A 22,920-nucleotide genomic window follows, 5' to 3' on the forward strand; every position below is an offset into this window, starting at 1 on the left:
CCGGGAGCGGTTCAGCGTTTGAGAGAATCGCCGACCCGCTCTAAACATTTGTTTTTTACGCAGATCCGGACCGAAAACCGCCGCGCACTTTTCCTGGGATTGCTTTAGACGCCCAGCGACTTCAGCTTGCGGTGCAGAGCGGACCGCTCCATGCCGATGAATTCGGCCGTCTTCGAGATGTTGCCGCCGAAGCGGTTGATCTGGGCGATGAGATAGTCCTTCTCGAACTGCTCGCGAGCCTCGCGCAGCGGCAGCGCCATGATGTGCTGGTCCGACTGGTTGGGCGTGCGCGGCATGACATCGCCGATCTCGGAGGGCAAAAGGTCGGCGGTGATCGGCGCATCGGCCTCGCCGCCGCGCGCCAGGATCATCAGCCGCTCGACATTATTGCGCAGCTGGCGAACGTTGCCCGGCCAGTTATGCGCCTGCAGCACGGCGAGCGCATCGTCGCCGATACGGCGCGGCTTGATGCCGGCCTGGCGCGCGATCTGCTTCATGAAATTGTCGACGAGGTAAGGAATATCCTCGCGCCGCTCGGCCAGCCCCGGCACCGTGACCGGAACCACCGCCAGACGATGATAGAGATCCTCGCGGAAGCGGCCGTCGGCGATCATCGCCTCCAGGTTCTGGGAGGTGGAGGAAATGATGCGGACGTCGACTTTGACGCGCTTGGTGCCCCCTACCCGCTCGAACTGCTGCTCAACCAGCACGCGCAGGATCTTGTTCTGCGTCTCGCGCGGCATGTCGGCCACTTCATCGATGTAGAGAATGCCGCGATGCGCCTCTTCCAGCGCCCCGACCTTGCGCTCGGTGCCGTTCGATTCGGTGCCGAACAGCTCGATCTCCATGCGCTCAGGCGTGATGGTGGCGGCGCTCAGCGTCACGAACGGGCCGTTCTTGCGCGCCGACAGCGCGTGGATGGCGCGCGCCGTCAGTTCCTTGCCGGAGCCGGACGGGCCGATGATCATGATGCGGCTGTTGGTCGGCGCGACGCGCTCGATGGTCTGGCGCAACTGGCTCATCGCCGACGACATGCCGATCAGGTCAAAAGTCTCGCCGCTGCGCAGCTTGAGGTCGGAAACCTCGCGCCGCAACTTGGATGTCTCCAGCGCGCGTTCGGCGATCAGGATGAGACGGTCGGCCTTGAACGGCTTTTCGATGAAATCATAAGCGCCGCGCCGGATGGCCGAAACCGCGGTTTCGATGTTGCCATGGCCGGAGATCATCACCACCGGCATACTCGGATGCATGGTCTTGATCTCGTCCAGCAGCGCCAGACCGTCGAGGCGCGAGCCCTGCAGCCAGATATCCAGGAAAATCAGCCGCGGCGCGCGATCAGCAATCGCTGCAAGCGCACTGTCTGCATCATGTGCCGTACGGGTTTCGTGACCTTCGTCGCTCAGGATGCCAGCGACGAGTTCGCGGATGTCTTCCTCGTCATCGACGATGAGAATGTCAGACGCCATTACCGACCTTTTCAGTTTCTCGTTCGTGTTCGTTGCGGCCCTCGCCGCGTGGCGGCGCGGCGACGACCGCTGCCGGCGGCAGGATGATCGTGATCATCGCGCCCCGGCCGCCGTGGAAATCGGGCGGCGCGTCGTGCAATTCGAGCCGGCCGCCATGGTCCTCCACGATCTTCTTGACGATAGCGAGGCCAAGGCCGGTGCCTTTCTCGCGCGTCGTCATGTAAGGCTCGAGCAGCCGCTGCCGATTCTCGCGCGGCAGCCCTTTGCCGTTGTCGATAACGTCGATTCTTATGGCGCCATCTTGGCGCCCGACTTGAATCCGGATTGTGCCGTCGGAACGGTCTTCCGCATCAAGTCCGTCAATGGCCTCGGCAGCGTTCTTGATGACATTGCCGAAGGCCTGCGCCATCAGGCGGCTGTCGAATGTGCCCTTGAGCGGCTCGGTGCCGAAATCGCGTTCGAAGGCAATGTCTGAGCGGCTCACTTCCACCAGGAACGATGCCTCGCGCAGCGATTCGCGAAGATCGATGACTTTCATTTCCGGCTTCGGCATACGGGCGAAGGCCGAGAATTCGTCGACCATGCGGCCGATATCCTCGACCTGTCGGATGATGGTGTCGGTGCACTGATCGAAGACCTCGCGGTCCTCGGTGATGACCTTGCCGTAACGGCGCCTGATGCGCTCGGCCGAGAGCTGGATCGGCGTCAGCGGGTTCTTGATTTCGTGGGCGATGCGCCGCGCCACATCCGCCCAAGCCGACGAGCGCTGCGCCTGGACGAGATCGGTGATGTCGTCGACGGTCACGACATAGGATTTTTCATCCGATCCTTCGTCACCCGCTTCGACGGTGATCTGGACATTGAAGGTCCGCTCCATGCCGGCGCGGAAGAAGGTCACCTGCTCGCGATAGACCGGCTTGCCGGACTGGCGCCCGATCTCGAAGACGCGGCCGACATGCGGCAGGATGGCCGAGAGGTTCTGTCCGAGCGCGGCACTGGCCGAGATCGCGAGCATGGTTTCGGCCGAACGGTTGACGATGGTGATGGTGCCAAAGGAATCGACGCCGATGACGCCGGCGGTGACGCCCTCCAGCACCGCTTCGGAGAAACGGCGCCGTTCGTCGATCAGGTCCTTCGCCGACAGAAGCTCGTTCCGCTGCGATTTGAGCTCCAGGATCATGTTGTTGAAGGTTTCGCCCAGCGAGGCCACGTCGCCGTCGGACTGGCGCACGGGAACGGCGACGTCGAGATTGCCGGTGGCCACCTCGTCGGCCGCGCCGATCAGCTGGCGGATCGGCCGCACCAGCCGGTCGGCGACCGCAATGCCGGTCCAGATCGCCGACAGGATGACAATGAGGGTCAGCGACAGATAGGGCAGCGCGAAGGCCACCTGGGAGGTCCGGCGATTGTCCTCGAGGTTGCGGTATTCGTCGGTGTTGGATTTGACGATCTGGCGCGCCCTGATCACCTCGGGGTCGACCAAGCGGATCGTATAGAGGTAAAGGCCCTCGATCTCGCGCAGCTTGACGATGGCGCCCATGATGTTGCGGGTGCGCGGTTCGATCAGCACCGGCTTGCCGTCGGCGGCCGTCTCGACAGCGCCCGGCGGCGGCTCCGGCATCGCGAAGTCGGCGTCGGTTTTGGCGCTCATCACAAACGAGCCGTCGGGCTTGATCAGCGCCGCATGCGCCAGCCCGCGGCCGACGGCCTCCTTGTTCATCAGGTCGAGGAAGCCGGTTCGGTCAAGCCCGTAGAGCGTGCGCGAGGCGTCGAGGTCATAGGCCATCGACAGGGTCGTGCCCTGCAGGTTGCGAGCATTTTCCTGGACATAGGCATCGGCGATCGACAGCGACGAATTGACGATGGTCTTGGTGCGGATCTCGAACCAGCGGTCGAGGCCGATATCGAGCGTGATCGAGGCGATGATGGCCACCATGATTGCCGGGATGGCGGCGACCAGCGCAAACATGGCGACGATGCGCACATGCAGCCGCGAGGCCGCTCGACCGTGCCGGCGCGCCATGACGATGCGGCGGATCTCGCGGCTGATCAGGGCGATCAGGAACAGGACGAAAACGGCGTTGAGCGCGATCAGCGCCCAAGTGGCGTTGGCATTCGGCGCGATCGGGGTCGCGCCGACCAGGATCGCAAACGAGATCGCTGCCGTGATCATGGCGCCTACGATCGCGACCACGCCAGGCAGCGCCAGCAGCCGGCGGCCGTCGGGGACGCCGGCCCGGTTGAATAGCGGTTGGTTCAGTGTCGGAGCCTCAGCAGCCATATCGCCGTCTAGAGTCGGTCATTGCGTCGGATGTATGCAACGCATTGTGGCGATTATGCAACAAGTGTGGCCGGGACGGAAATCTTTCCCCGGCTCATTCACGCAAAAGAACAAAGCCGGACCCCAATGGCGCCGAACGAGGCAGCCCGGCAACGCGATGGCTCGCGCGTCACTTCCCCGGTCGTGTCCGTCGCAACCTATGCGGCGTCTGCCCAATCTCGCGGCGCATCCAATGCGCCAGATGCGACTGATGCGCGAAGCCTGCCTGGTAGGCTACCTCGCTGACGCTGAGGTCGCTTCCCAGAATCAGGGAGCGGGCGCGCTCAACCCGGCGTCGCAGCACGTAGCGGTGAAGGGTCGTACCGGTCGCCGCCTTGAACCACGTCCTGAGATGCGAGCTGCTGGCGTTGGCGATGCGGCTCAGCGTGTCGATCGTGAGCGGTTCGGAAAGATGTGCATCGACATATTCCAGGACGCGGTTGAGCTGCGCATCCGAGAGCCGAACCGTTCGATCCGTCTCCAAATCGTCGAGACCAAGCAGGCGCACCGCAAGCGCGACGCCGACACTTTCGGCGAACAGCGTTCCGCCCGGCGAGCCTGTCTTTTGGTCGGCCTCAAGTGCCCGCACGAGGTATTCGATACGTTCGTCCCGAAGCAGGTGCCGCGTGTCGAAACGGCGTGCCTTTATGCCGCCTTCGATCTCCGAAGCCACGCGCTCAAGCATGGCGGGCGACAGGCGAACCTCCTTTGTGTCGAATGAGGTTTCGGCCTCGAACCCGCCCTCCTGTCCCGCAGGCACGAAATCAATGTCACCGGCGCGCCGTAAGAAATATCGTCCGGCGTCACTGCAATAGGAGCGCGTCGCCGCACTGGCATGGACCGTTATGCGGTGATCATCCGCCCGCGGCAGCCGATAGGTGCCCGCTTCGACATGCCGGCAGGCGATTGACAGGCCAGCCGGCACCTGGGCCGAAGTGTACTGCGGATACATGTGAAACAGGCCTCGAAATCATGGCAGAACCTGCCCAACATTTGGCGGTTCCTGCGCGATTTTCAATGCCGAAGCCCTCTAGACCTGCGCCTCGTTTACCAACGCAAAGAGGTTCATATGAGTTACTATGTTGTCGTCGGAGCAGGCCCCGTCGGCCGGGAGACGGCCCGCCTGCTCGGAGAGCAAGGACATGACATCGTCCTCACAAGCAGGAGCGTAAGCGATATCGATTTGCCCGGTGTCCGTGCGATAAAGGCGGATGCCGCCGATGCCGCCGAACTGTCACGCATCAGCCGGGGCGCGGATGCCATCTTCATGTGTGCCATGGCGCCTTACCACCGGTGGCCGACTGACTTCTTTCCAATCATCGACGGCACGGTGCGCGCGGCGGAAGCCGTCGATGCGAAGATCATCCTGCTTGGAAACCTCTACGGCTATGGCGAGAATGCCGACGGTCCCTTGCGTTCAGACCTGCCTCTCGACCCGACATCGAGGAAGGGCACTGTCCGGACGATAATGTGGCAGCGTGTATCTCGCGCCAATGTGCCGGCCATCGAGGTGCGTTCCAGTGACTATCTGGGGTATGGCGCGGTCACCTACTTCTCGCTTCTCGCGCTGCCTTCAATCGTTGAAGGAAAGCCTGTCGCCTTCTTGGGAAACCTCGATGCCGATCATGCCTGGGCTTTCATCAAGGACGCCGCCCGGACGCTCGTCGCGTCAGCCTTCTACACGGGCGAATGGGGACGCGCCTTTCATGTCCCGTCGCAAAATGCTTCGCCACGCGATCTTATGCGCAGAACCGCAGCGTTGCTCGGTAGGGAGATTTCGCAAATGCGCTACTATTCCACCGCTGAGATGGAAGCCCTGGGCATGCATGAGCTCGTGGAAATGCAGTATCTCTTCGATCGCCCGCTGCTGGTCGACTCTTCCGATACCGAGCATCTCCTCGGTGTGAGGGCCAGCAGCCTTGACGCGATGATCGCGGACACCGTCAGGGATTATCTCTGAACCAATCATGTGGATCGGGAACGCAGCGTTCCGCCCGTCGACCGGCGGGCGGGAACTGGGAAAACGCCGGCAAGCATATGGCCGGCATCGAACGCCTAGATCTGCCTTGAGGATTTGTAGACGTTGACGCCGAGCTCGCGGATCTTCTTGCGCAGCGTGTTGCGGTTGAGGCCCAGAAGCTCGGCCGCCTTGATCTGGTTGCCGCGCGTCGCCGTCATCGAGGCCAGCACCAGCGGGTATTCGACCTCGGCGAGGATGCGCTGATAAAGCCCGGCCGGCGGCAGTTCGCCGGCAAAAGACGCGAAATAGCGCTGCAGGAAATGTTCGACCGCCTGGCCGATCGACAAATCGTCGGGGATGAGCGGTCCGACACCCGGCACCACGGGCCTTTCGCCGGTCTTGAGCTCGGCCTCGATGATCTCGGCGGAAATCTCGTCCTGCGAATAGAGCGCGGCGAGCCTGCGCACCAGGTTCTCCAGCTCGCGCACATTGCCGGGCCAGGGGTAGCGCTTCATCAGCTCGATGCCGCCCGCCGAAATGCGCTTGGTCTGCAGGCCTTCGCTGGCGCCCTGCTTGAAGAAATGCCGGACAAGGTCAGGAACATCCTCCGAGCGTTCGCGCAACGCCGGGAGTCTCAGCGGCACGACATTCAGGCGGTAGAACAGGTCCTCGCGGAACAGGCCCTGGTTGATCAGCGTCCGCAAATCCTTGTTGGTGGCAGCGACGATGCGCACATCGGTCTTGATCGGCGTGCGGCCGCCGACGGTCGTGTATTCGCCCTGCTGCAGCACGCGCAACAGGCGCGTCTGCGCTTCCATCGGCATGTCGCCGATCTCGTCGAGGAACAGCGTGCCGCCCTCGGCCTGCTCGAAGCGGCCGGTGGAGCGGTTCTGCGCCCCGGTGAAGGCGCCCTTCTCATGGCCGAACAGTTCCGATTCGATCAGGTCGCGCGGGATCGCCGCCATGTTGATGGCCACGAAGGGTCCGCCGCGGCGGCGGCCGTACTCGTGCAGCGCGCGCGCCACCAGCTCCTTGCCGGTTCCGGATTCGCCGCTGATCATCACCGTCAGGTCGGTCTGCATCATGCGCGCCAGCATGCGGTAGATGTCCTGCATGGCGGCCGAGCGGCCGACCAGCGGCATCGTCTCCGGTTGCTCGTCGGCACGCGAATCGAGCTTCGGCCGCTTCGGCTCGGCCAGCGCGCGGTTGACGATGTTGAGCAGCTCGGTGAGGTCGAAGGGCTTCGGCAGGTATTCGTAGGCGCCGGTCTCCGAAGCTCGGATGGCGGTCATGAAGGTGTTCTGCGCGCTCATGACGATGACCGGCAGCTCCGGCCGCGCCTTCTTGATGCGCGGCAGCATGTCGAAGGCGTTCTCGTCCGGCATCACCACATCGGTGATGACGAGGTCGCCCTCGCCGGCCGCCACCCAGCGCCACAGCGTCGAGGCATTCGAGGTCACGCGCACGTCATGGCCGACGCGCGACAGCGCCTGGTTGAGCACGGTGCGGATGGCCGCATCGTCGTCGGCGACGAGGATATTGCCGCGAACGGTCATTTGCGGTCTCCTTCAGCTTCGTCGCCGGCGTTGGGTGAAGTCTCCTTCCAGGCCGGCATCAGGACGCGGAACGTAGTCCCGCGCGGCGTCGAATCGCATTCGATAATGCCGCCATGCTCGCCGACAATCTTGGCCACCAGCGCCAGGCCAAGGCCCGAGCCGTTCGGCTTGGTGGTGATGAACGGATCGAAGAGGATCGGCAGAATGTCCTCGGAAACGCCGGGGCCGTTGTCGTGCACGCAAAATTCCAGCGGAAGCGAGACGCGGTCCTGGGTTCCCGGCACGGAAACGCGGATGCCGGGGCGGAAGGCCGTCGACAGCACGATCTCGCCCTGCGGGTCGGCGCCGATCGCCTCGGCGGCGTTCTTGACCAGATTGAGGAACACCTGGATCAGCTGGTCGCGGTTGGCGTAGACCGGAGGCAGCGATGGATCATATTCCTCCAAAATCTTGATCTTTTTCGCAAAACCGTTCTTGGCGATCGCCTTCACATGGTCCAGCACGACGTGGATGTTGACCGGAAAGCGCTCGATCGGCCGTTCGTCGGAGAACACCTCCATGCGGTCGACCAGCGAGACGATGCGGTCGGTCTCGTCGGTGATCAGCCTCGTCAGCGCACGATCCTCGTCGGAGGCCGACAGCTCAAGCAGTTGTGCTGCGCCGCGGATGCCGGAAAGCGGGTTCTTGATCTCATGCGCCAGCATGGCGGCGAGGCCGGTGACGGATCGGGCAGCGCCGCGATGCGTCATCTGGCGGTCGATCTTGTCGGCCATCGACCGTTCCTGGAACATCACCACGACCGAGCCCGGGAATTCCGGCACCGGCGCGACGTAGAGATCGACCATCTTTTCGATGCCGAGGCGCGGCGAGGAGACGTCGACGCGATATTCGTTCACCGGTGCGTGGCGCTCGCGCACCTGCTCCACCAGTGTCAGCAGCGGACTGCCGAACGGCACCAGCTTGGAGAGCGTGTTACGCGCAAGCATGGTCGCGCTGGAGCGAAAGAAATCCTCGGCATCCGCATTGGCGAAAGTGATGAATCCGTCCGGATCGACCATGATCACCGGGCGGCGGATGGTGTTCAGCACGATATTGGCGGCATCCGCCATGTCGGCCGGCTGTGGGAGGTTTGCCTTCATGCCGCGCTCCGCATCTCGGCCGGCGAGGCAATGTCGGCAAATGCCTCGCGCAGCCCGCGGATGACCTCCGCAGCCTCGAAAGAGGTGAGGATCCGCTTGCGCTGCCCGGCGCAAGCGCCGGGCACGTGCCGGTCGAGATACCAGCCGAGATGCTTGCGCGCCTGGCGCAGCCCGCTTTCGATGCCGTAGAGCGAGAGCATGTCCTGGTAATGCGCAACGATATAGTCGGCGAGCGCTTGCGGCGTTTGCGGAATGCCGTGCGCGGATATTCCGGCGCCGGCCGCGACGCTGCCCGCGATCCACGGCGCTCCGTAATGGGCGCGGCCGATCATCACCGCGTCGGCGCCGGACTGTTCGAGGATCACCGCCGCTTCTTGCGGCGAGCCGACATCGCCATTGGCCACCACGGGAATAGAGACCGCCTGCTTGACGCGCGCAATCGCGCGCCAGTCGGCCTTGCCCTGGTAGAATTGGCAGCGCGTGCGGCCATGCACGGTCACCATGCGCACACCGGCCTGTTCGGCGCGGCGCGCCAGCGTCGGCGCGTTGAGCGCGCCTTCGTCCCAGCCGAGCCGCATCTTGACCGTCACCGGCACCGAAACGGCGCCGACCACCGCGTCGATCAGCGAGAGCGCATGGTCGAGATCGCGCATCAGTGCCGAACCGGCATAGCCGCCGGTCACCTTCTTCGCCGGGCAACCCATGTTGATGTCGATGATGTCGGCACCCTCGCCTGCAGCGATTCGCGCGCCCTCGGCCATATGAGCCGCCTCGCGGCCGGCGAGCTGCACCATATGGACAGGCAGGCCGGAATGGCGGATGCGCAGGTCGCAGCCTGCCCTGCCCTTGGCCAGCTCGCCGCTCGCTACCATTTCCGACACGACCAGCCCGGCGCCATGCGCATGCGCGCGCTGCCGGAACGGCTCGTCGGTGATGCCCGACATCGGCGCGAGGAACACGCGGTTGCGGATCCTCACACCGCCGACATCGAGCGGCGAAGCCAATCTGGTCAGTTCAGGCATGCACAAAAACCAAGCATGTTTGATTGCTGCACATTCTGTAGCCAGATGCAACCCATTGTGCAACGCGCAATGTCGTCACATTAAGGCGCATTTTGGAAAATGCTGGCCTTCCCTTCGAGCCGCGACTAAGCCTCTCGCCATGACTGACGCAAGTGAAAATAAGGGTTTGGACGCGCAGGGCGAGGTGGGCGTGGTCATCGTCGCCGCCGGGCGCGGCGCGCGCGCCGGACAGGCCGACGGGCCGAAGCAATACCAGCGTATCGGCGACCGCGCCGTCATCGCGCATACGCTGGAACAGTTCCTGTCGCACCCGAAGGTTGGGCCGGTGGTCGTGGCGATCCATGCCGATGACCGCGAGCTGTTCGAGCGCGCGGCCGGGGCCCATGCCGGGCGCGTTCTTGCGGTCATCGGCGGTCCGTCCCGCCAGGCCTCGGTCCGGCTTGGGCTCCAGGCGCTCAGGGAGCGGGCGCCGGCAAAGGTGCTGGTGCATGATGCGGTACGCCCCTTCGTCGATGCCGGGCTGATCGACCGCACCATCGAAGCCATAGGCGAGCATCAGGGGGCGCTGCCCTCCCTTCCCGTCGCCGACACGTTGAAGCGGGAATCGGCCGACGGCATGATCGAGGAGACGGTGTCGCGGGCTGGCCTTCATGCCGCGCAGACGCCGCAGGGCTTTCCGTTCTGGCCATTGCTTGCGGCGCATGAGAAGGCGCATCATCTCGGCAAGACCGAGTTCACCGACGATGCGGCGATTGCCGAATGGGCGCACATTCCGGTCAAGATCGTCACCGGCTCGCCGGACAATTTCAAACTCACCTGGGCAAGGGATATTGCGATGGCCGACCAGCGGCTTTCCAGCGCGCTGCCGCGCTTTCCGGACATCCGCACCGGCAATGGTTACGATGTGCATGCCTTTGAACCTGGCGATCACGTCACGTTGTGTGGCGTCGCCATTCCGCACGATCGAAAACTCTCCGGCCATTCGGATGCCGATGTCGGCCTTCATGCCCTCACCGATGCGCTGCTTGCCACCTGCGGCGCGGGCGACATCGGCACGCATTTCCCACCGTCGGATCCGCAATGGAAAGGTGTTGCCTCGAAGATCTTCGTGGAGCACGCCGCGAAGCTGGTGCGCGAGCGCGGCGGGCGCATCGCTAATGCCGATATCACGCTGATCTGCGAGGCGCCGCGCGTCGGGCCGCACCGCGAAGCGATGACCGCGGCGCTTGCGGCGATGCTCGGCATTGCGCCGGAGCGCATTTCGATCAAGGCGACGACAAACGAAAAGCTCGGCTTTGTCGGCCGCGGCGAAGGCATAGCGGCGATCGCCACCGCCAGCGTCATCTATCCGGGAGAGGTGCCAGCATGAGCAACGCCGAACTCGCCAACGCCCTTCTCCAGGCCTGCCAGCAGCGCGGCATCATGCTGGCGACAGCCGAGAGCTGCACAGGTGGCATGATCATCGCCGCGCTCACCGACATTGCCGGCTCTTCGGCCGTGGTCGACCGCGGTTTCATCACCTATTCCAACGAAGCCAAGATGGAGATGCTCGGCGTCTCCGCGGCGACGCTCGCGGCACATGGCTCGGTCTCCGGTGAGACGGTCGAGGAGATGGTGGCGGGCGCGCTGACGCATTCGCGCGCGAGCCTCTCCCTCGCCGTCACCGGCATTGCCGGACCGAGCGGCGGCTCGCCGGAAAAGCCGGTCGGGCTCGTCTGGTTCGGGGTGGCACTTGCCGGTCAGCCAGCTGTCGTCGAGCGCCAGCTTTTTGCCCGTAAGGGCCGCGAATTCATCCGCCACGAGACGGTGCGGCACGCATTGCAGCTCGGGCTGCGCGTGCTTGGTGAAGATCGGGCGGGATGAAGGATCAGGCCGGCCTGGCACCGTAGATCAGACCTGCCCGCTTCTCGAAGGCCTCCGAGAACATGCGGAAGGCGCGGTCGAACATCGTGCCCATCAGCGCGCCGAGAATGCGGCTCTTGAACTCGTAGTCGATGAAGAAATGCACTTCGCAGCCGCCATCGGCCGGATCGAAGCGCCAGATGTTGCTCAGATATTTGAACGGGCCGTCGATGTATTTGACATCGATGGCGTGCTCGTCGGGCTTGAGCAGCACCTGCGTCGTAAAGGTCTCTCGGATCGCCTTGTAGCCGATGCTCATATCGGCGACGAGGATGGTGCGGCCGTCGCGCTCCTTGCGCGAGCGCACCGTCAGCGCCTCGCACAGCGGCAGGAATTGCGGATAGGCCTCGACATCCGCCACCAGCGCGAACATCTCTTCCGGCGTGTGGGCAACGCGGCGGATGGCTTCGAATTTCGGCATCTAACCGGTCAGCTGGCTTTCTCGAGCTGCGCTTCCCGCGCCGCGCGCAGCCTGGCGAAATCGTCGCCGGCATGGTGCGAGGACCGCGTCAGCGGGCTCGATGCCATCAGCAGGAAGCCCTTCGTCTTGCCGATCGTCTCGTAGGACTTGAACTCCTCCGGCGTGACGAAGCGGATCACCGGATGATGCTTTTTCGAAGGCTGCAGATATTGGCCGATGGTCATGAAGTCGACATTGGCCGAACGCAGATCGTCCATCAGCTGCAGGACCTCGTTCCGCTCCTCGCCGAGACCGACCATGATGCCAGACTTGGTGAAGATCGACGGGTCGAGCTCCTTGACCCGCTGCAGCAGGCGGATCGAATGGAAGTAGCGGGCGCCCGGCCGGACCGTCAGGTAGTTCGAAGGCACCGTTTCCAGATTGTGGTTGAAGACGTCGGGCTTGGCCGCCACGACGATCTCCAGCGCGCCGTCCTTACGCAGGAAGTCTGGCGTCAGGATCTCGATCGTCGTCGAAGGGGCCACCACGCGGATGGCATGGATCACGTCGGCGAAATGCTGCGCGCCGCCGTCGTCGAGATCGTCGCGATCGACCGAGGTGACGACGACATGGCTAAGGCCCATCTGCTTGACTGCTTGGGCGACGCGGGCCGGTTCATCGGGATCGAGTGCGGTCGGGATGCCGGTGGCGACGTTGCAGAAGGCGCAGGCGCGCGTGCAGATCTCGCCCATGATCATGAAGGTGGCGTGCTTCTTGTCCCAGCACTCGCCGATGTTCGGGCAGCCGGCTTCCTCGCACACCGTCACCAGCTTGTTCGATTTCACGATCTCGCGGGTCTCGGCATAGCCCTTCGAAACCGGTGCCTTGACGCGGATCCAGTCCGGCTTGCGCAGCACCTCCTGGTCCGGCCTGTGCGCCTTCTCCGGATGCCGCGGGCGCGGCGCATTCGCAATCGTGTCGAGAACAGTGACCATCTCAAACCCTTCGCGGCCGCGGGCGTCGCAGCCGCCTGTTTGCGTCATCTAGGACTTTTCGGAGCAAAGAAAAAGGCCGCGCCGGCGCATGCCGCCACGGCCATTTTCGCATAGCGGTGCCTGGCGCGGCTCAGCGGCGCACCAGCCGCCCGACAAAGATCAGCAGGCAGGCGCCAATGAAGCCGGTGATCAGATAGGCGAACCAGCCGACGCCGAAAGACTGGATATTGAGAGCCTGCAGGATCGCGTTCAGCACGATCGCGCCGACGATGCCCAGGACGATGTTCATGAAGATGCCGGTGTTGCTCTTCATGACCATCTCGGCGAGCCACCCGGCCAATCCGCCGACGATGATGGCTGCAATCCAGCCCACGCCATTCACGCTCATATGCCAACTCCTCCTCGATCAGGTGAAAATGCATCCGGATACGAACCACTTCGCCGTAAGAGTCCTCCGGCTGTCGCGTCTGAGTCTCGCACAGCCAATCTATCATGCGTTCAAAGCGCGGCCATAGGCGTCGAGCACGCTTTCCTTCATCATCTCCGACAGGGTCGGATGCGGGAAGATCGTGTGCATCAGCTCTTCCTCGGTGGTCTCCAGGTTCATCGCCACGACAAAGCCCTGGATGAGCTCCGTCACCTCGGCGCCAACCATATGCGCGCCGAGCAGCTGGCCGGTCTTCTTGTCGAAGATGGTCTTGATGAAGCCCTGGTCCTCGCCGAGCGCGATGGCTTTGCCGTTGGCGCCGAACTGGAAACGGCCGACGCGAATGTCCTTGCCTTCGGCCTTGGCCTTGGCTTCGGTCAGGCCGACAGAGGCGACCTGCGGGCTGCAATAGGTGCAGCCGGGGATCTTCAGCTTGTCGGTGGCATGAACGCCCGGGAAATTGGCTATTTTCTCGATGCAGACCACGCCCTCATGCTCGGCCTTATGCGCGAGCATCGGCGGCCCCGCCACATCGCCGATGGCATAGATGCCGGGCACATTGGTCTTGCCGTAGCCGTCGACGACGATACAGCCGCGTTCGGTCTTCACGCCGAGCGCCTCGAGGCCGAGGCCCTCGATGTTGCCCTGCACGCCGACGGCCGAGATCAAGCGCTCGGCGGTGATTTTTTCCACCTTGCCGTCCTTCATCTCGACATGGGCCGTGACCGAATTGGCGCTCTTCTCGACCTTCGTCACCTTGGCCTCGAGCAGGATCTTCATCCCCTGCTTCTCGAACTGCTTCTGCGCGAATTTGGAGACCTCGGCATCCTCGACCGGCATCACCGCCGGCAGCAATTCGACCACCGTCACCTCAGCGCCCATGGTGCGGTAGAAGGAGGCGAACTCGATGCCGATGGCGCCGGAACCCATCACGACAAGCGACTTCGGCATCTCGTTCGGCACCATCGCCTCGAAATAGGTCCAGATCAGCTTGCCGTCCGGCTCGATGCCGGGTAGCGCGCGCGGCCTTGCGCCGGTCGCAAGGATGATGTGCTTGGCGGTGTAGGTGCCCTCGCCCTTGACGCCTTTCGGCACCGGCGGCTGCGGCTCCATCGGCTTCTTGGCGGTCTTGGAGACCACGATCTCACCTGGCTTGGAAAGCTTGGCCTCGCCCCATATGACGTCGACCTTGTTCTTCTTCATCAGGAAGGCGACGCCGCCATTCAGCCTGAGCGACACCTTGCGTGAGCGATCGACGACGGCGGCCGTGTCGGGGCTGACCTTGCCGTCGAGCTTCAGGCCATAATCCTTGAGGTGGTCCGAATAATGCATGATCTCGGCCGAGCGCAGCAGCGCCTTGGTCGGGATGCAGCCCCAGTTGAGACAAATACCGCCGAGATGCTCGCGCTCGACGATCGCCGTCTTGAAGCCGAGTTGGGCGGAGCGCACGGCAGTGACATAGCCGCCGGGGCCAGAGCCGATGATGATCACGTCGTAATTCTCAGCCACGGGGTTCTCCCTGATTTTTTCTCGGGGTTAGAGTGAGAGCATCACGCGCACGAGCGGGGCCAGCGCCTGGCCGATCCGCCGCGTGTTTTCGGCATCGAGATGGACACCATCGAGCGGCGTGGTCGTCGCCACTGAACCGGCATCGAAGAAGCCGCAGCCGGCCTCGTCGGCGAGCGCCGAATACTGCGGCGCCAGCCGCTTCGATGCGTCATCGCCGCCGGCGAACATTTCCTTGAATTCGGCATTGTCGGTGCGCGTCACCGCGGGCGGCGCGACGATGAGGATCTGCGGCGCCGGCCAGTCGAACGGATAGTCATGGCCGCGCACGATGTCGATCAGGCGCTGCGTGCCCTGCTTGGCGGCGACCGGATTGCCGTGGATCCAGGGCTTCATGTCGTTGGCGCCGAGCATGAAGATGATCAGGTCTAGCGGCGCGTGGCTCGTCAGGATCGTCGGCAGCATTCTCGCGCCGTTGCGGTCGGCTCCGGCCAGATGATCGTCAAAGGCAGTGGTGCGGCCGTTGAGGCCCTCGGCAATGACCTCGATGCCGTCGCCCAGCGCCGCCTTCAGCACGCTCGGCCAGCGGTCTTCCAGCGCATGGCGGCCGAGGCTGGCGGCGTCATAGCCCCAGGTCAGCGAGTCGCCATAGCAGAGGATTGTCTTCATGCGGTTGCCCTGCCGAAACCTGACCGTGAGCGCCTGACGCGCCGACATGCGACCAGCCCGCCGGCGGGATTGGAAATTATGAAGGCGAAAAGGCTGGTGAAGAATTTCCACACCGCCTTTTCCTTTCCTTACACCAGCATGCCCATCGGATTTTCGATCATGCGCTTGAAGGCGCCGAGCAGCTCGGCGCCGAGCGCGCCGTCGACGGCCCGGTGATCGGTCGACAGCGTCACCGACATCACAGTGGCGATTTTGATCTCGCCATTCTTCACCACTGCGCGCTCCTCACCGGCGCCGACGGCCAGGATCGTCGCGTGCGGCGGGTTGATGACGGCGGCGAAATCCTTGACGCCGAACATGCCGAGATTGGACACGGCCGTGGTGCCGCCCTGGTATTCCTCGGGCTTCAGCTTGCGGCTGCGGGCGCGGCTTGCCAGATCCTTCATCTCGTTGGAGATGGTGGACAGCGTTTTTTCGTCGGCACGGCGGATGATCGGCGTGATCAAGCCGCCGGGGATCGACACGGCAACGCCGACATCGGCGTGCTTGTGCCTGACCATGGCGCTGTCGGTCCAGGAGGCGTTGGCGTCCGGCACCGCCATCAGCGCCATCGCCATCGCTTTGATCACCATGTCGTTGACCGAGAGCTTGTAGACGGGAACCTCGCCCTTGTCGGTCTTCTTCACCGGCGCTGCAGCATTGAGCTGCGTGCGCAGTGCGAGCAGCGCATCGAGCTCGCAATCGAGCGTCAGATAGAAATGCGGGATGGTGCTCTTGGCCTCGACCAGGCGGCGCGCGATGGTCTTGCGCATGTTGTCGTGCGGGACGAGCTCGTAGGAGCCTTCGGCGAACAGTTTCAGCACCTGGTCGTCCGACATCGGCTTGGCAGCCGGCGCGGCCGCTGGTGCCTCGGCTGGCGCCTTGGCGGCGGGTGCGGCCTTGGCGCCGCCGGAAGCGATCGCCGCCTCGACATCGGCCTTCACCACCCGGCCGCGCGGACCGGACCCGCTGAGCGCCGCCACGTCGACGCCGGCATCCTTGGCGATGCGGCGGGCGAGCGGCGACGCGAACACGCGCTCGCCGCCGGCGTGGCCATTGGCGACCGGAGCGGGCTCGGCTTTCGAAGGTGCGGGTGCTGCGGCTGCTGCCGGCTTCGGCGCTTCCTTGGGCGCTTCTGCCTTCGCAGCCTCCGCTTTCGGAGCTTCCGCCTTGGGTGCGGCGGCGCCGTCGGCTTTTGCAGCGGCACTGGCATCCTCGCCCTCACCGGCCAGGATGGCGATCACCGCGTTGACCTTGACGCCTTCGGTGCCGGCCGGAACGACGAGCTTGGCGACCGTGCCTTCATCGACGGCCTCGACTTCCATTGTCGCCTTGTCGGTCTCGATCTCGGCGATCACGTCGCCGGGCGAAACCTTGTCACCCTCCTTGACCAGCCACTTCGCAAGATTGCCCTCTTCCATCGTGGGCGACAGGGCCGGCATAGTGATGTTGATTGGCATCGCTCACTCCTGAATGAATTTGAACAGGCCGCGCATGACCGTCAGCGTGGCGACAATGAAGACCGGCGGCAGCACGCCGAAGTGGAAACTGCTTTTGGTCATTTCCAGGGTCATCATGTCGCCCGTCTGGTCGATCTGGGCAGAGCCGGTCGCGACAGTTGCGAGGACAAGCGACGCGACACCGCTGAGCATCAGCAGGATCGCATCGAATTTGCCCGTCATGGAGCGCACCAGAAAAGCAATCCCGACGGTGGGAACAATGACCGCGGCCAAGACCCAGAAGGACGGCATCGGCGTCGTTCCTTATCGATAGGTGACGGCTTTGACTGCCTCGACGACCTCGCCGACGTTGGGCAGCGCCAGCTTCTCGAGGTTCGCCGCGTAGGGCATCGGCACGTCCTTACCGGCAATGGTGATGACCGGCGCGTCGAGGAAGTCGAAGGCGCGCTGCGACACCTGGCTGGCGATGTGGTCGCCGACCGAGCTCTGCGGGAAGCCCTCTTCTACTACGACCAGCCGGTTGGTCTTCCTGACTGAGGCAATGACCGTGTCGAAGTCGAGCGGCCGGACGGTTCTCAAATCGATGATCTCGGCATCGATGCCCATGCCGCGCAGCTCGGCCTCCGCCTTGACCGCGTAGGTCATGCCGATGCCAAAGGAGACGATGGTGACGTCCTTGCCCTGCTTGTGGACGCGCGCCTTGCCGATCGGCAGCACGAAATCGTCAAGCTTCGGCACGTCGAAGGACTGGCCGTAGAGGATTTCGTTCTCGAGGAAGATGACCGGGTTCGGGTCGCGGATCGCGGCCTTGAGCAGGCCCTTGGCGTCGGCCGCCGTATACGGCATCACCACTTTCAGGCCGGGGATGTGGCTGTACCAGGCGGCGTAGCACTGCGAGTGCTGTGCGGCGACTCTGGCAGCGGCGCCGTTCGGGCCGCGGAACACGATCGGCGCGCCCATCTGGCCGCCGGACATATAGAGCGTCTTGGCGGCCGAGTTGATGATCTGGTCGATCGCCTGCATGGCGAAGTTGAAGGTCATGAACTCGACGATCGGCTTCAGGCCGGCCATCGCCGCGCCGACGCCGACGCCGGCAAAGCCATGCTCGGTGATCGGCGTGTCGACGACGCGCCGCGGCCCGAACTCCTGCAACAGGCCTTGCGTGATCTTGTAGGCGCCCTGGTATTCGGCAACCTCCTCACCCATGACGAAGACGTCGCCGTCGCGGCGCATTTCCTCCGCCATGGCGTCGCGGAGCGCCTCGCGCACCGTGGTCGATACCATCTCGGTGCCGGCGGGAATGTCCGGATCGGCAGCAATCTCCGCCTTGGGTGCAGCAGCGACAGGCGCCGCCGGAGCCTTTTCTTCCTGCGCGGCGGGCGCTTCGGCCTTTGCCGGAGCTTCCGCCTTGGCAGGTGCTGCCGCCTTGCCGACATCGGCGGCGCTCTCGCCATCCTGCAAAAGCACGGCGATCGGCGTGTTGACCTTGACGCCTTCGGTGCCGGCAGCGACCAGGATCTTGCCAAGCGTGCCTTCATCCACGGCTTCGACTTCCATCGTCGCCTTGTCGGTCTCGATCTCGGCGATCACGTCACCGGCGACGACCTGGTCGCCTTCGTTCTTCAGCCATTTGGAAAGATTGCCCTCTTCCATCGTCGGCGAGAGCGCGGGCATGAGAATTTCGATCGGCATGTCCTTGCCCTCCCTTAAAGCAGCACGTCGGTCCAGAGCTCGGACGGATCCGGCTCGGCATCGTTCTGGGCGAATTCGGCGGCGTCGGCGACGACGTCGCGGACCTCCTTGTCGATGCCCTTGAGCTCGTCCTCGCTCGCCCACTTCTTGTCGAGCAGCCGCACCCTGACCTGCTCGATCGGGTCACGCTCGGAGCGCATCTTCTGCACTTCCTCCTTTGAGCGGTACTTTGCCGGATCGGACATCGAGTGGCCGCGATAGCGATAGGTCTGCATCTCGAGGATGAGCGGGCCGTTGCCGGCGCGGCACCATTCGGCGGCGAGGTCGCCGGCGGCCTTCACGGCGCGGACGTCCATGCCGTCGACCTGGATGCCGGGAATCTTGAAGGAGGCGCCGCGATGCGAGAAATCGGTCTCTGCGGAAGAGCGCGACACAGACGTGCCCATGGCGTAGCGGTTGTTCTCAATTACGTAGATCACCGGCAACTTCCACAGCGAGGCCATGTTGAAGCTCTCGTAGACCTGGCCCTGGTTGGCGGCGCCGTCGCCGAAATAGGTCAGCGTGACGTTCTTATTGTCGCGATAGCGGTTGGCGAAGGCGAGCCCAGTGCCCAGCGACACCTGCGCGCCGACGATGCCGTGGCCGCCGTAGAAATGCTTCTCCTTGGAGAACATGTGCATGGAGCCGCCCTTGCCTTTCGACAGGCCGCCGCGGCGTCCAGTGAGCTCGGCCATGACGCCGCGCGGCGACAATTCCATCGCCAGCATGTGGCCGTGGTCGCGATAGGCGGTGATCATCTGGTCGCCCTCGACCAGCGCCATCTTCATGCCGGTGACGACGGCCTCCTGGCCGATATAGAGGTGGCAGAAACCGCCGATGAAGCCCATGCCATAGAGCTGGCCGGCCTTCTCTTCGAAACGGCGGATGAGCAGCATATGCCTATAGGCGGAAAGCTCTTCTTCCTTGGTGAATTCGGACGGTTTAGGCGCGGAAAGGTTCGGCTGTTTGTCGGATTTGGATTTGGCAGGCGCTTTTCTGGCGGCGGTGGCCATGCATCACTCCCTGTTGACGTCTCTTTGCGGACATTCAGGGAGATCGATCGTCTCCCCACCGATGCGAGCGAGGCTAACACGCAAGGATGCATTGCGCCATGCTGAAAAACGCATGGCTGGCATGCATCTAAGCGATTAGAATCATTGCAAATAAGTGCGATTAACCGAATTCCGGTTATTTCGCCGAGGCAGGCAGCATGATGGTGATTTCGTCAGGCTGGGACAGATTGAGCGCCTTTCGGGCTTGTTCGTCAAGCATGTCCTTCTCCAGCGTGCCCTCATGCAGAAGCTGGACACGACGCTCAAGGTCGGTCCGTCGCGCCTTGACCGCATCGAGCTGGGCCTGCAGTTCGGCCGCTTGGGCCTTCAGCCGATACTTGGAATAGATGCCGAACTCGCCGTGATAGGCATGGAAGCCGAAATAGGTCAGGAACAGCACGCAGAGCGAGGGAATGATCAGCCTGCCGGTGTTTCTCTGCTTGTGCTGACGTGTCCACATAACCCGAATCCTCGCGGCCGCGAACGCAAGCGGCTGTGAGTCGTATTTCGCCCGATTGTGCTTAATGGACGGTTACGGACCATGGAATTGGCGAGCGGGAACGGCCAGGGCAAGTCGCATCCCATCGCTCACTTGGTTGCACAACGCGTTTGCGATCGCGGCGTGCGAGAAAGAAGTTGATCCTGCTCAAAAATAATATATGCATACGCTATGCAACAATTGGGCGCCAACAAGCTCGGCGCGCTCGGCGCCATGATTCGCGACAGGACGGAAGCGTCCTTGCGAGAGCTTTCGCCGAGCGCGGCGGCGGTGCTGTCGATGCTGCACTTCAAGCCGGGGCTGACCACGACCGAACTCGCTGAAATTGTCGGCGTCAGTCAACCGACGGCTGTGCGTTTGATCGACGGGTTGGAGCGGCAGGCGCTGATTGTGCGCGGCAAACCGGAAGGTCGTGTCACGCCGCTGACGCTGACGGAGAGCGGCCACACCCAGGTCGAGCAGATGCAGGCTCTCCGGCTCGCCATGCTCGACGGATTGCTGTCCGCACTGCAGCCGAACGAGCGGCAGCGCTTTGTTTCGATGCTGGATAAGATCCTTGCCGGCGCGACGACTTCCCGCGCCTTCGCCAGGACAACGTGTCGCCTCTGCGAGCATGACCTTTGCGGCGCTGAGGTTTGCCCGATTGGCTGTCGCGCGGCTGAGATCGAGAAAGAGGAGAGTGTGCGATGATCATTTCTTACGCTGGGTATTCGCCAGCGATCGATGCCGATGCCTGGGTCGCTCCGGACGCCACCGTGTGTGGCGATGTCGTCATTGGCGCCGGCAGCCGGGTCATGCATGGCGCCCGCCTTGTGGCGGAGGCCGGCGGCTCGATCCGCATTAGCCGCAACTGTATCGTGTTGGAGAATGCCGTGATCCGCGCCACGGCACGCCACCCTTGCACGATAGGGAGCCATTGCGTCGTAGGCCCCAATAGCCACGTGGTCGGCGCAGAAGTCGCAGATGAGGTCTTCATCGCTACGGGCGCGGCGGTTTTCCATGGTGCGCACATCGAGCGTGGCTCGGAGGTTCGCATCAATGGCACCGTTCACCTGCGTACCCGCCTCGAGCCTGGCACGGTCGTGCCGATCGGCTGGATCGCGGTTGGCGATCCGGCCCGGATCCTGCCCCCGGACCAGCATGAGGCGATCTGGTCCCAGCAGAAACCGCTCGATTTCCCAGGCTTCGTCTACGGCGTCGACCGAAGCCTTCCCGATGTGATGCAGAAAATAACGGGAAACCTCTCGGTGGCGCTGGGCGTGCATCGCACGGAAAGCGTGTGAGCGGCGGCAGGCCTTCCACAGGATCGGTGCATGACGCCGAAAAATGCGCCGCAGCCGGCGGCGACATGCATCTAACCTCAAGGTGCGCCGCCTGAGGTCGTGCGGCACTCCTTGGCGGGCTGGACGAATGATCTGCCCGTTACGCTCCTAGGAAATTGCTCTGGATCAGCTTTTGAACACCGACTTGCCGGCATAGCGCGCCTGCTTGCCGAGCTCCTCCTCGATGCGGATCAGCTGGTTGTACTTGGCCATGCGGTCCGAGCGCGACAGCGAGCCGGTCTTGATCTGCCCGCAATTGGTGGCGACCGCGAGGTCGGCAATGGTCGAATCCTCGGTCTCGCCCGAGCGGTGCGACATCACCGCGGTGTAGGCCGCCTTGTGCGCAGTCTCCACGGCGTCGAGCGTCTCGGTCAGCGACCCGATCTGATTGACCTTGACCAGGATCGAGTTGGCGACGCCCATGCGGATGCCGTCGCGCAGGCGTGCTGTGTTGGTGACGAACAGATCGTCGCCGACGAGCTGGGTCTTCTTGCCAATCAGGTCGGTCAGGATCTTCCAGCCCTCCCAGTCGTCCTCGGCAAGGCCGTCCTCGATGGTGACGATCGGATAGTCGGAAGCGAGCTTGGCAAGGTATTTCGCCTGCGCCTTCGGATCGCGGGTCTTCTTCTCGCCCTCATAGACATAGTTGCCGTCCTTGAAGAACTCGGTCGCGGCGCAATCGAGGCCGAGCGCCACGTCCTCGCCCGGCTTGAAGCCGGCCTTCTCGATCGATTCCATGATGAAATCGAGCGCGGCCGGCGCGCTCTTCAGGTTGGGGGCGAAGCCGCCCTCGTCGCCGACATTGGTGTTGTGGCCGGCGTCCTTCAGCTTCCTGCGCAGCGTGTGGAAGATTTCCGATCCCCAGCGTACGCCGTCGCGCAGCGTCGGCGCGCCGACCGGCAGGATCATGAATTCCTGGAAGTCGATCGGGTTGTCGGCATGGGCGCCGCCATTGATGATGTTCATCATCGGCACCGGCAGCACATGCGCCTTGGCGCCGCCGACATAGCGATAGAGCGGCAGGCTGGCGGCCTCGGCGGCAGCCTTGGCGACTGCCAGCGACACGCCGAGGATGGCGTTGGCGCCGAGCCGGCTCTTGTTCGGCGTGCCGTCGAGCTCGATCATCGTCTGGTCGATATGGATCTGGTTCTCGGCTTCCATGCCGCCGATCGCCTCGAACAGCTCGCCGTTCACGGCCTCGACGGCGCGCTGGACGCCCTTACCGAGATAGCGCGGCCCCCCGTCGCGCAGCTCCACCGCTTCATGCGCGCCGGTCGAGGCGCCGGACGGCACCGCGGCGCGGCCCATCGAACCGTCTTCCAGCACCACGTCGACCTCGACGGTCGGATTTCCACGGCTGTCCAGGATTTCACGCCCGACAATGTCGATGATGGCGGTCATTGCGATGTCCCCGATTGATCGATTGAAGCGTCGCGCCCCTCTTAGCCAAAGCGC

Annotated in this window: 22 protein-coding genes; 5 read left to right on the top strand and 17 right to left on the bottom strand. The window is 63.8% G+C overall.

Features of this window, described 5'->3' with window-relative positions:
• Positions 1–104 precede the first annotated feature (104 nt).
• The 3 genes from ntrX to RFN28_RS09040 all read right to left on the bottom strand — a co-directional run bounded on the left by ntrX (position 105) and on the right by RFN28_RS09040 (position 4,738).
• Positions 105–1,466: a nitrogen assimilation response regulator NtrX gene (gene ntrX, locus RFN28_RS09030; protein ID WP_320287031.1), complete on the bottom strand. Its 1,362-nt coding sequence runs from the start codon at positions 1,464–1,466 to the stop codon at positions 105–107.
• Complete coding sequence (locus RFN28_RS09035; protein WP_320287032.1) at positions 1,456–3,747, bottom strand: sensor histidine kinase NtrY-like; 2,292 nt, start codon at positions 3,745–3,747, stop codon at positions 1,456–1,458. Before RFN28_RS09035 ends, ntrX begins: the two co-directional genes overlap by 11 nt.
• Before the next feature lie 169 nt (positions 3,748–3,916).
• The gene (locus RFN28_RS09040) at positions 3,917–4,738 is read right to left on the bottom strand and encodes an AraC family transcriptional regulator (protein ID WP_320287033.1); all 822 of its coding nucleotides are present in this window, start codon (positions 4,736–4,738) and stop codon (positions 3,917–3,919) included.
• 117 nt (positions 4,739–4,855) lie between these two features.
• Here RFN28_RS09040 and RFN28_RS09045 point away from each other — a divergent pair, with 117 nt between their 5' ends.
• Positions 4,856–5,746, top strand: a complete 891-nt coding sequence (locus RFN28_RS09045; protein ID WP_320287133.1) for an NAD-dependent epimerase/dehydratase family protein — start codon at positions 4,856–4,858, stop codon at positions 5,744–5,746.
• A 95-nt stretch (positions 5,747–5,841) separates the two neighbouring features.
• On the opposite strand, the gene ntrC is transcribed toward RFN28_RS09045, so the two are convergent.
• The 3 genes from ntrC to dusB are packed head-to-tail and all read right to left on the bottom strand — an operon-like array spanning position 5,842 to position 9,463.
• Positions 5,842–7,302, bottom strand: a complete 1,461-nt coding sequence (gene ntrC, locus RFN28_RS09050) for a nitrogen regulation protein NR(I) (protein WP_320287034.1) — start codon at positions 7,300–7,302, stop codon at positions 5,842–5,844.
• Entirely contained in the window at positions 7,299–8,441 is a 1,143-nt protein-coding gene (locus RFN28_RS09055) for a two-component system sensor histidine kinase NtrB (protein WP_040970620.1), read from the bottom strand. The genes ntrC and RFN28_RS09055 overlap by 4 nt, the downstream gene beginning before the upstream one ends.
• A complete protein-coding gene (gene dusB / locus RFN28_RS09060) occupies positions 8,438–9,463 on the bottom strand; it encodes a tRNA dihydrouridine synthase DusB (RefSeq protein WP_320287035.1) in 1,026 nt (341 codons plus the stop codon). The genes RFN28_RS09055 and dusB overlap by 4 nt, the downstream gene beginning before the upstream one ends.
• Positions 9,464–9,602: 139 nt before the next feature.
• On the opposite strand from dusB, the gene RFN28_RS09065 reads away from it, so the two are divergent.
• Together RFN28_RS09065 and RFN28_RS09070 are read left to right on the top strand one after the other, a co-directional pair.
• A complete protein-coding gene (locus tag RFN28_RS09065) occupies positions 9,603–10,832 on the top strand; it encodes a bifunctional 2-C-methyl-D-erythritol 4-phosphate cytidylyltransferase/2-C-methyl-D-erythritol 2,4-cyclodiphosphate synthase (RefSeq protein WP_320287036.1) in 1,230 nt (409 codons plus the stop codon).
• Positions 10,829–11,326, top strand: coding sequence for a CinA family protein (locus RFN28_RS09070; protein WP_320287037.1), 498 nt, complete (start codon positions 10,829–10,831; stop codon positions 11,324–11,326). Before RFN28_RS09065 ends, RFN28_RS09070 begins: the two co-directional genes overlap by 4 nt.
• Before the next feature lie 4 nt (positions 11,327–11,330).
• Here the strand turns inward: RFN28_RS09070 and RFN28_RS09075 are convergent, their stop codons facing one another.
• From RFN28_RS09075 to RFN28_RS09120, 10 genes are all read right to left on the bottom strand, one after another.
• Positions 11,331–11,786, bottom strand: a complete 456-nt coding sequence (locus RFN28_RS09075; RefSeq protein ID WP_320287038.1) for a type II toxin-antitoxin system RatA family toxin — start codon at positions 11,784–11,786, stop codon at positions 11,331–11,333.
• A gap of 8 nt (positions 11,787–11,794) precedes the next feature.
• Positions 11,795–12,760, bottom strand: a complete 966-nt coding sequence (gene lipA, locus RFN28_RS09080; RefSeq protein WP_320287134.1) for a lipoyl synthase — start codon at positions 12,758–12,760, stop codon at positions 11,795–11,797.
• A 130-nt stretch (positions 12,761–12,890) separates the two neighbouring features.
• The gene (locus RFN28_RS09085) at positions 12,891–13,148 is read right to left on the bottom strand and encodes a GlsB/YeaQ/YmgE family stress response membrane protein (protein ID WP_320287039.1); all 258 of its coding nucleotides are present in this window, start codon (positions 13,146–13,148) and stop codon (positions 12,891–12,893) included.
• A gap of 102 nt (positions 13,149–13,250) precedes the next feature.
• On the bottom strand, positions 13,251–14,696 hold the full coding sequence (lpdA, locus tag RFN28_RS09090) for a dihydrolipoyl dehydrogenase (RefSeq protein WP_320287040.1): 1,446 nt from the start codon (positions 14,694–14,696) through the stop codon (positions 13,251–13,253).
• A 27-nt stretch (positions 14,697–14,723) separates the two neighbouring features.
• Complete coding sequence (locus RFN28_RS09095; RefSeq protein ID WP_320287041.1) at positions 14,724–15,362, bottom strand: SGNH/GDSL hydrolase family protein; 639 nt, start codon at positions 15,360–15,362, stop codon at positions 14,724–14,726.
• Positions 15,363–15,490: 128 nt separating this feature from the next.
• Positions 15,491–16,861 carry a pyruvate dehydrogenase complex dihydrolipoamide acetyltransferase gene (locus tag RFN28_RS09100; RefSeq protein WP_320287042.1) on the bottom strand — a complete coding sequence of 457 codons (1,371 nt, stop codon included), beginning with the start codon at positions 16,859–16,861 and terminating at the stop codon, positions 15,491–15,493.
• A gap of 3 nt (positions 16,862–16,864) precedes the next feature.
• Positions 16,865–17,152, bottom strand: coding sequence for a hypothetical protein (locus RFN28_RS09105; protein ID WP_320287043.1), 288 nt, complete (start codon positions 17,150–17,152; stop codon positions 16,865–16,867).
• Between the two features lie 12 nt (positions 17,153–17,164).
• Positions 17,165–18,553 (bottom strand): pyruvate dehydrogenase complex E1 component subunit beta, encoded by a 1,389-nt coding sequence (locus RFN28_RS09110; RefSeq protein WP_320287044.1) that lies wholly within the window; start codon positions 18,551–18,553, stop codon positions 17,165–17,167.
• Positions 18,554–18,567: 14 nt separating this feature from the next.
• Positions 18,568–19,605, bottom strand: coding sequence for a pyruvate dehydrogenase (acetyl-transferring) E1 component subunit alpha (gene pdhA, locus RFN28_RS09115; RefSeq protein WP_320287045.1), 1,038 nt, complete (start codon positions 19,603–19,605; stop codon positions 18,568–18,570).
• Positions 19,606–19,780: 175 nt separating this feature from the next.
• Positions 19,781–20,104 carry an FtsB family cell division protein gene (locus RFN28_RS09120; protein ID WP_320287046.1) on the bottom strand — a complete coding sequence of 108 codons (324 nt, stop codon included), beginning with the start codon at positions 20,102–20,104 and terminating at the stop codon, positions 19,781–19,783.
• Between the two features lie 210 nt (positions 20,105–20,314).
• Between RFN28_RS09120 and RFN28_RS09125 the strand changes: the two genes are divergently transcribed.
• Both RFN28_RS09125 and RFN28_RS09130 read left to right on the top strand, forming a co-directional pair.
• Entirely contained in the window at positions 20,315–20,833 is a 519-nt protein-coding gene (locus tag RFN28_RS09125) for a MarR family winged helix-turn-helix transcriptional regulator (protein ID WP_320287047.1), read from the top strand.
• On the top strand, positions 20,830–21,426 hold the full coding sequence (locus RFN28_RS09130) for a gamma carbonic anhydrase family protein (protein WP_320287048.1): 597 nt from the start codon (positions 20,830–20,832) through the stop codon (positions 21,424–21,426). The genes RFN28_RS09125 and RFN28_RS09130 overlap by 4 nt, the downstream gene beginning before the upstream one ends.
• Positions 21,427–21,591: 165 nt before the next feature.
• Here RFN28_RS09130 and eno read toward each other — a convergent pair whose 3' ends face one another.
• The gene (gene eno / locus RFN28_RS09135) at positions 21,592–22,866 is read right to left on the bottom strand and encodes a phosphopyruvate hydratase (protein WP_320287049.1); all 1,275 of its coding nucleotides are present in this window, start codon (positions 22,864–22,866) and stop codon (positions 21,592–21,594) included.
• Positions 22,867–22,920 lie beyond the last annotated feature (54 nt).

The organism is Mesorhizobium album (genome assembly GCF_033977205.1).
Taxonomy (GTDB): Bacteria; Pseudomonadota; Alphaproteobacteria; order Rhizobiales; family Rhizobiaceae; genus Mesorhizobium; species Mesorhizobium album.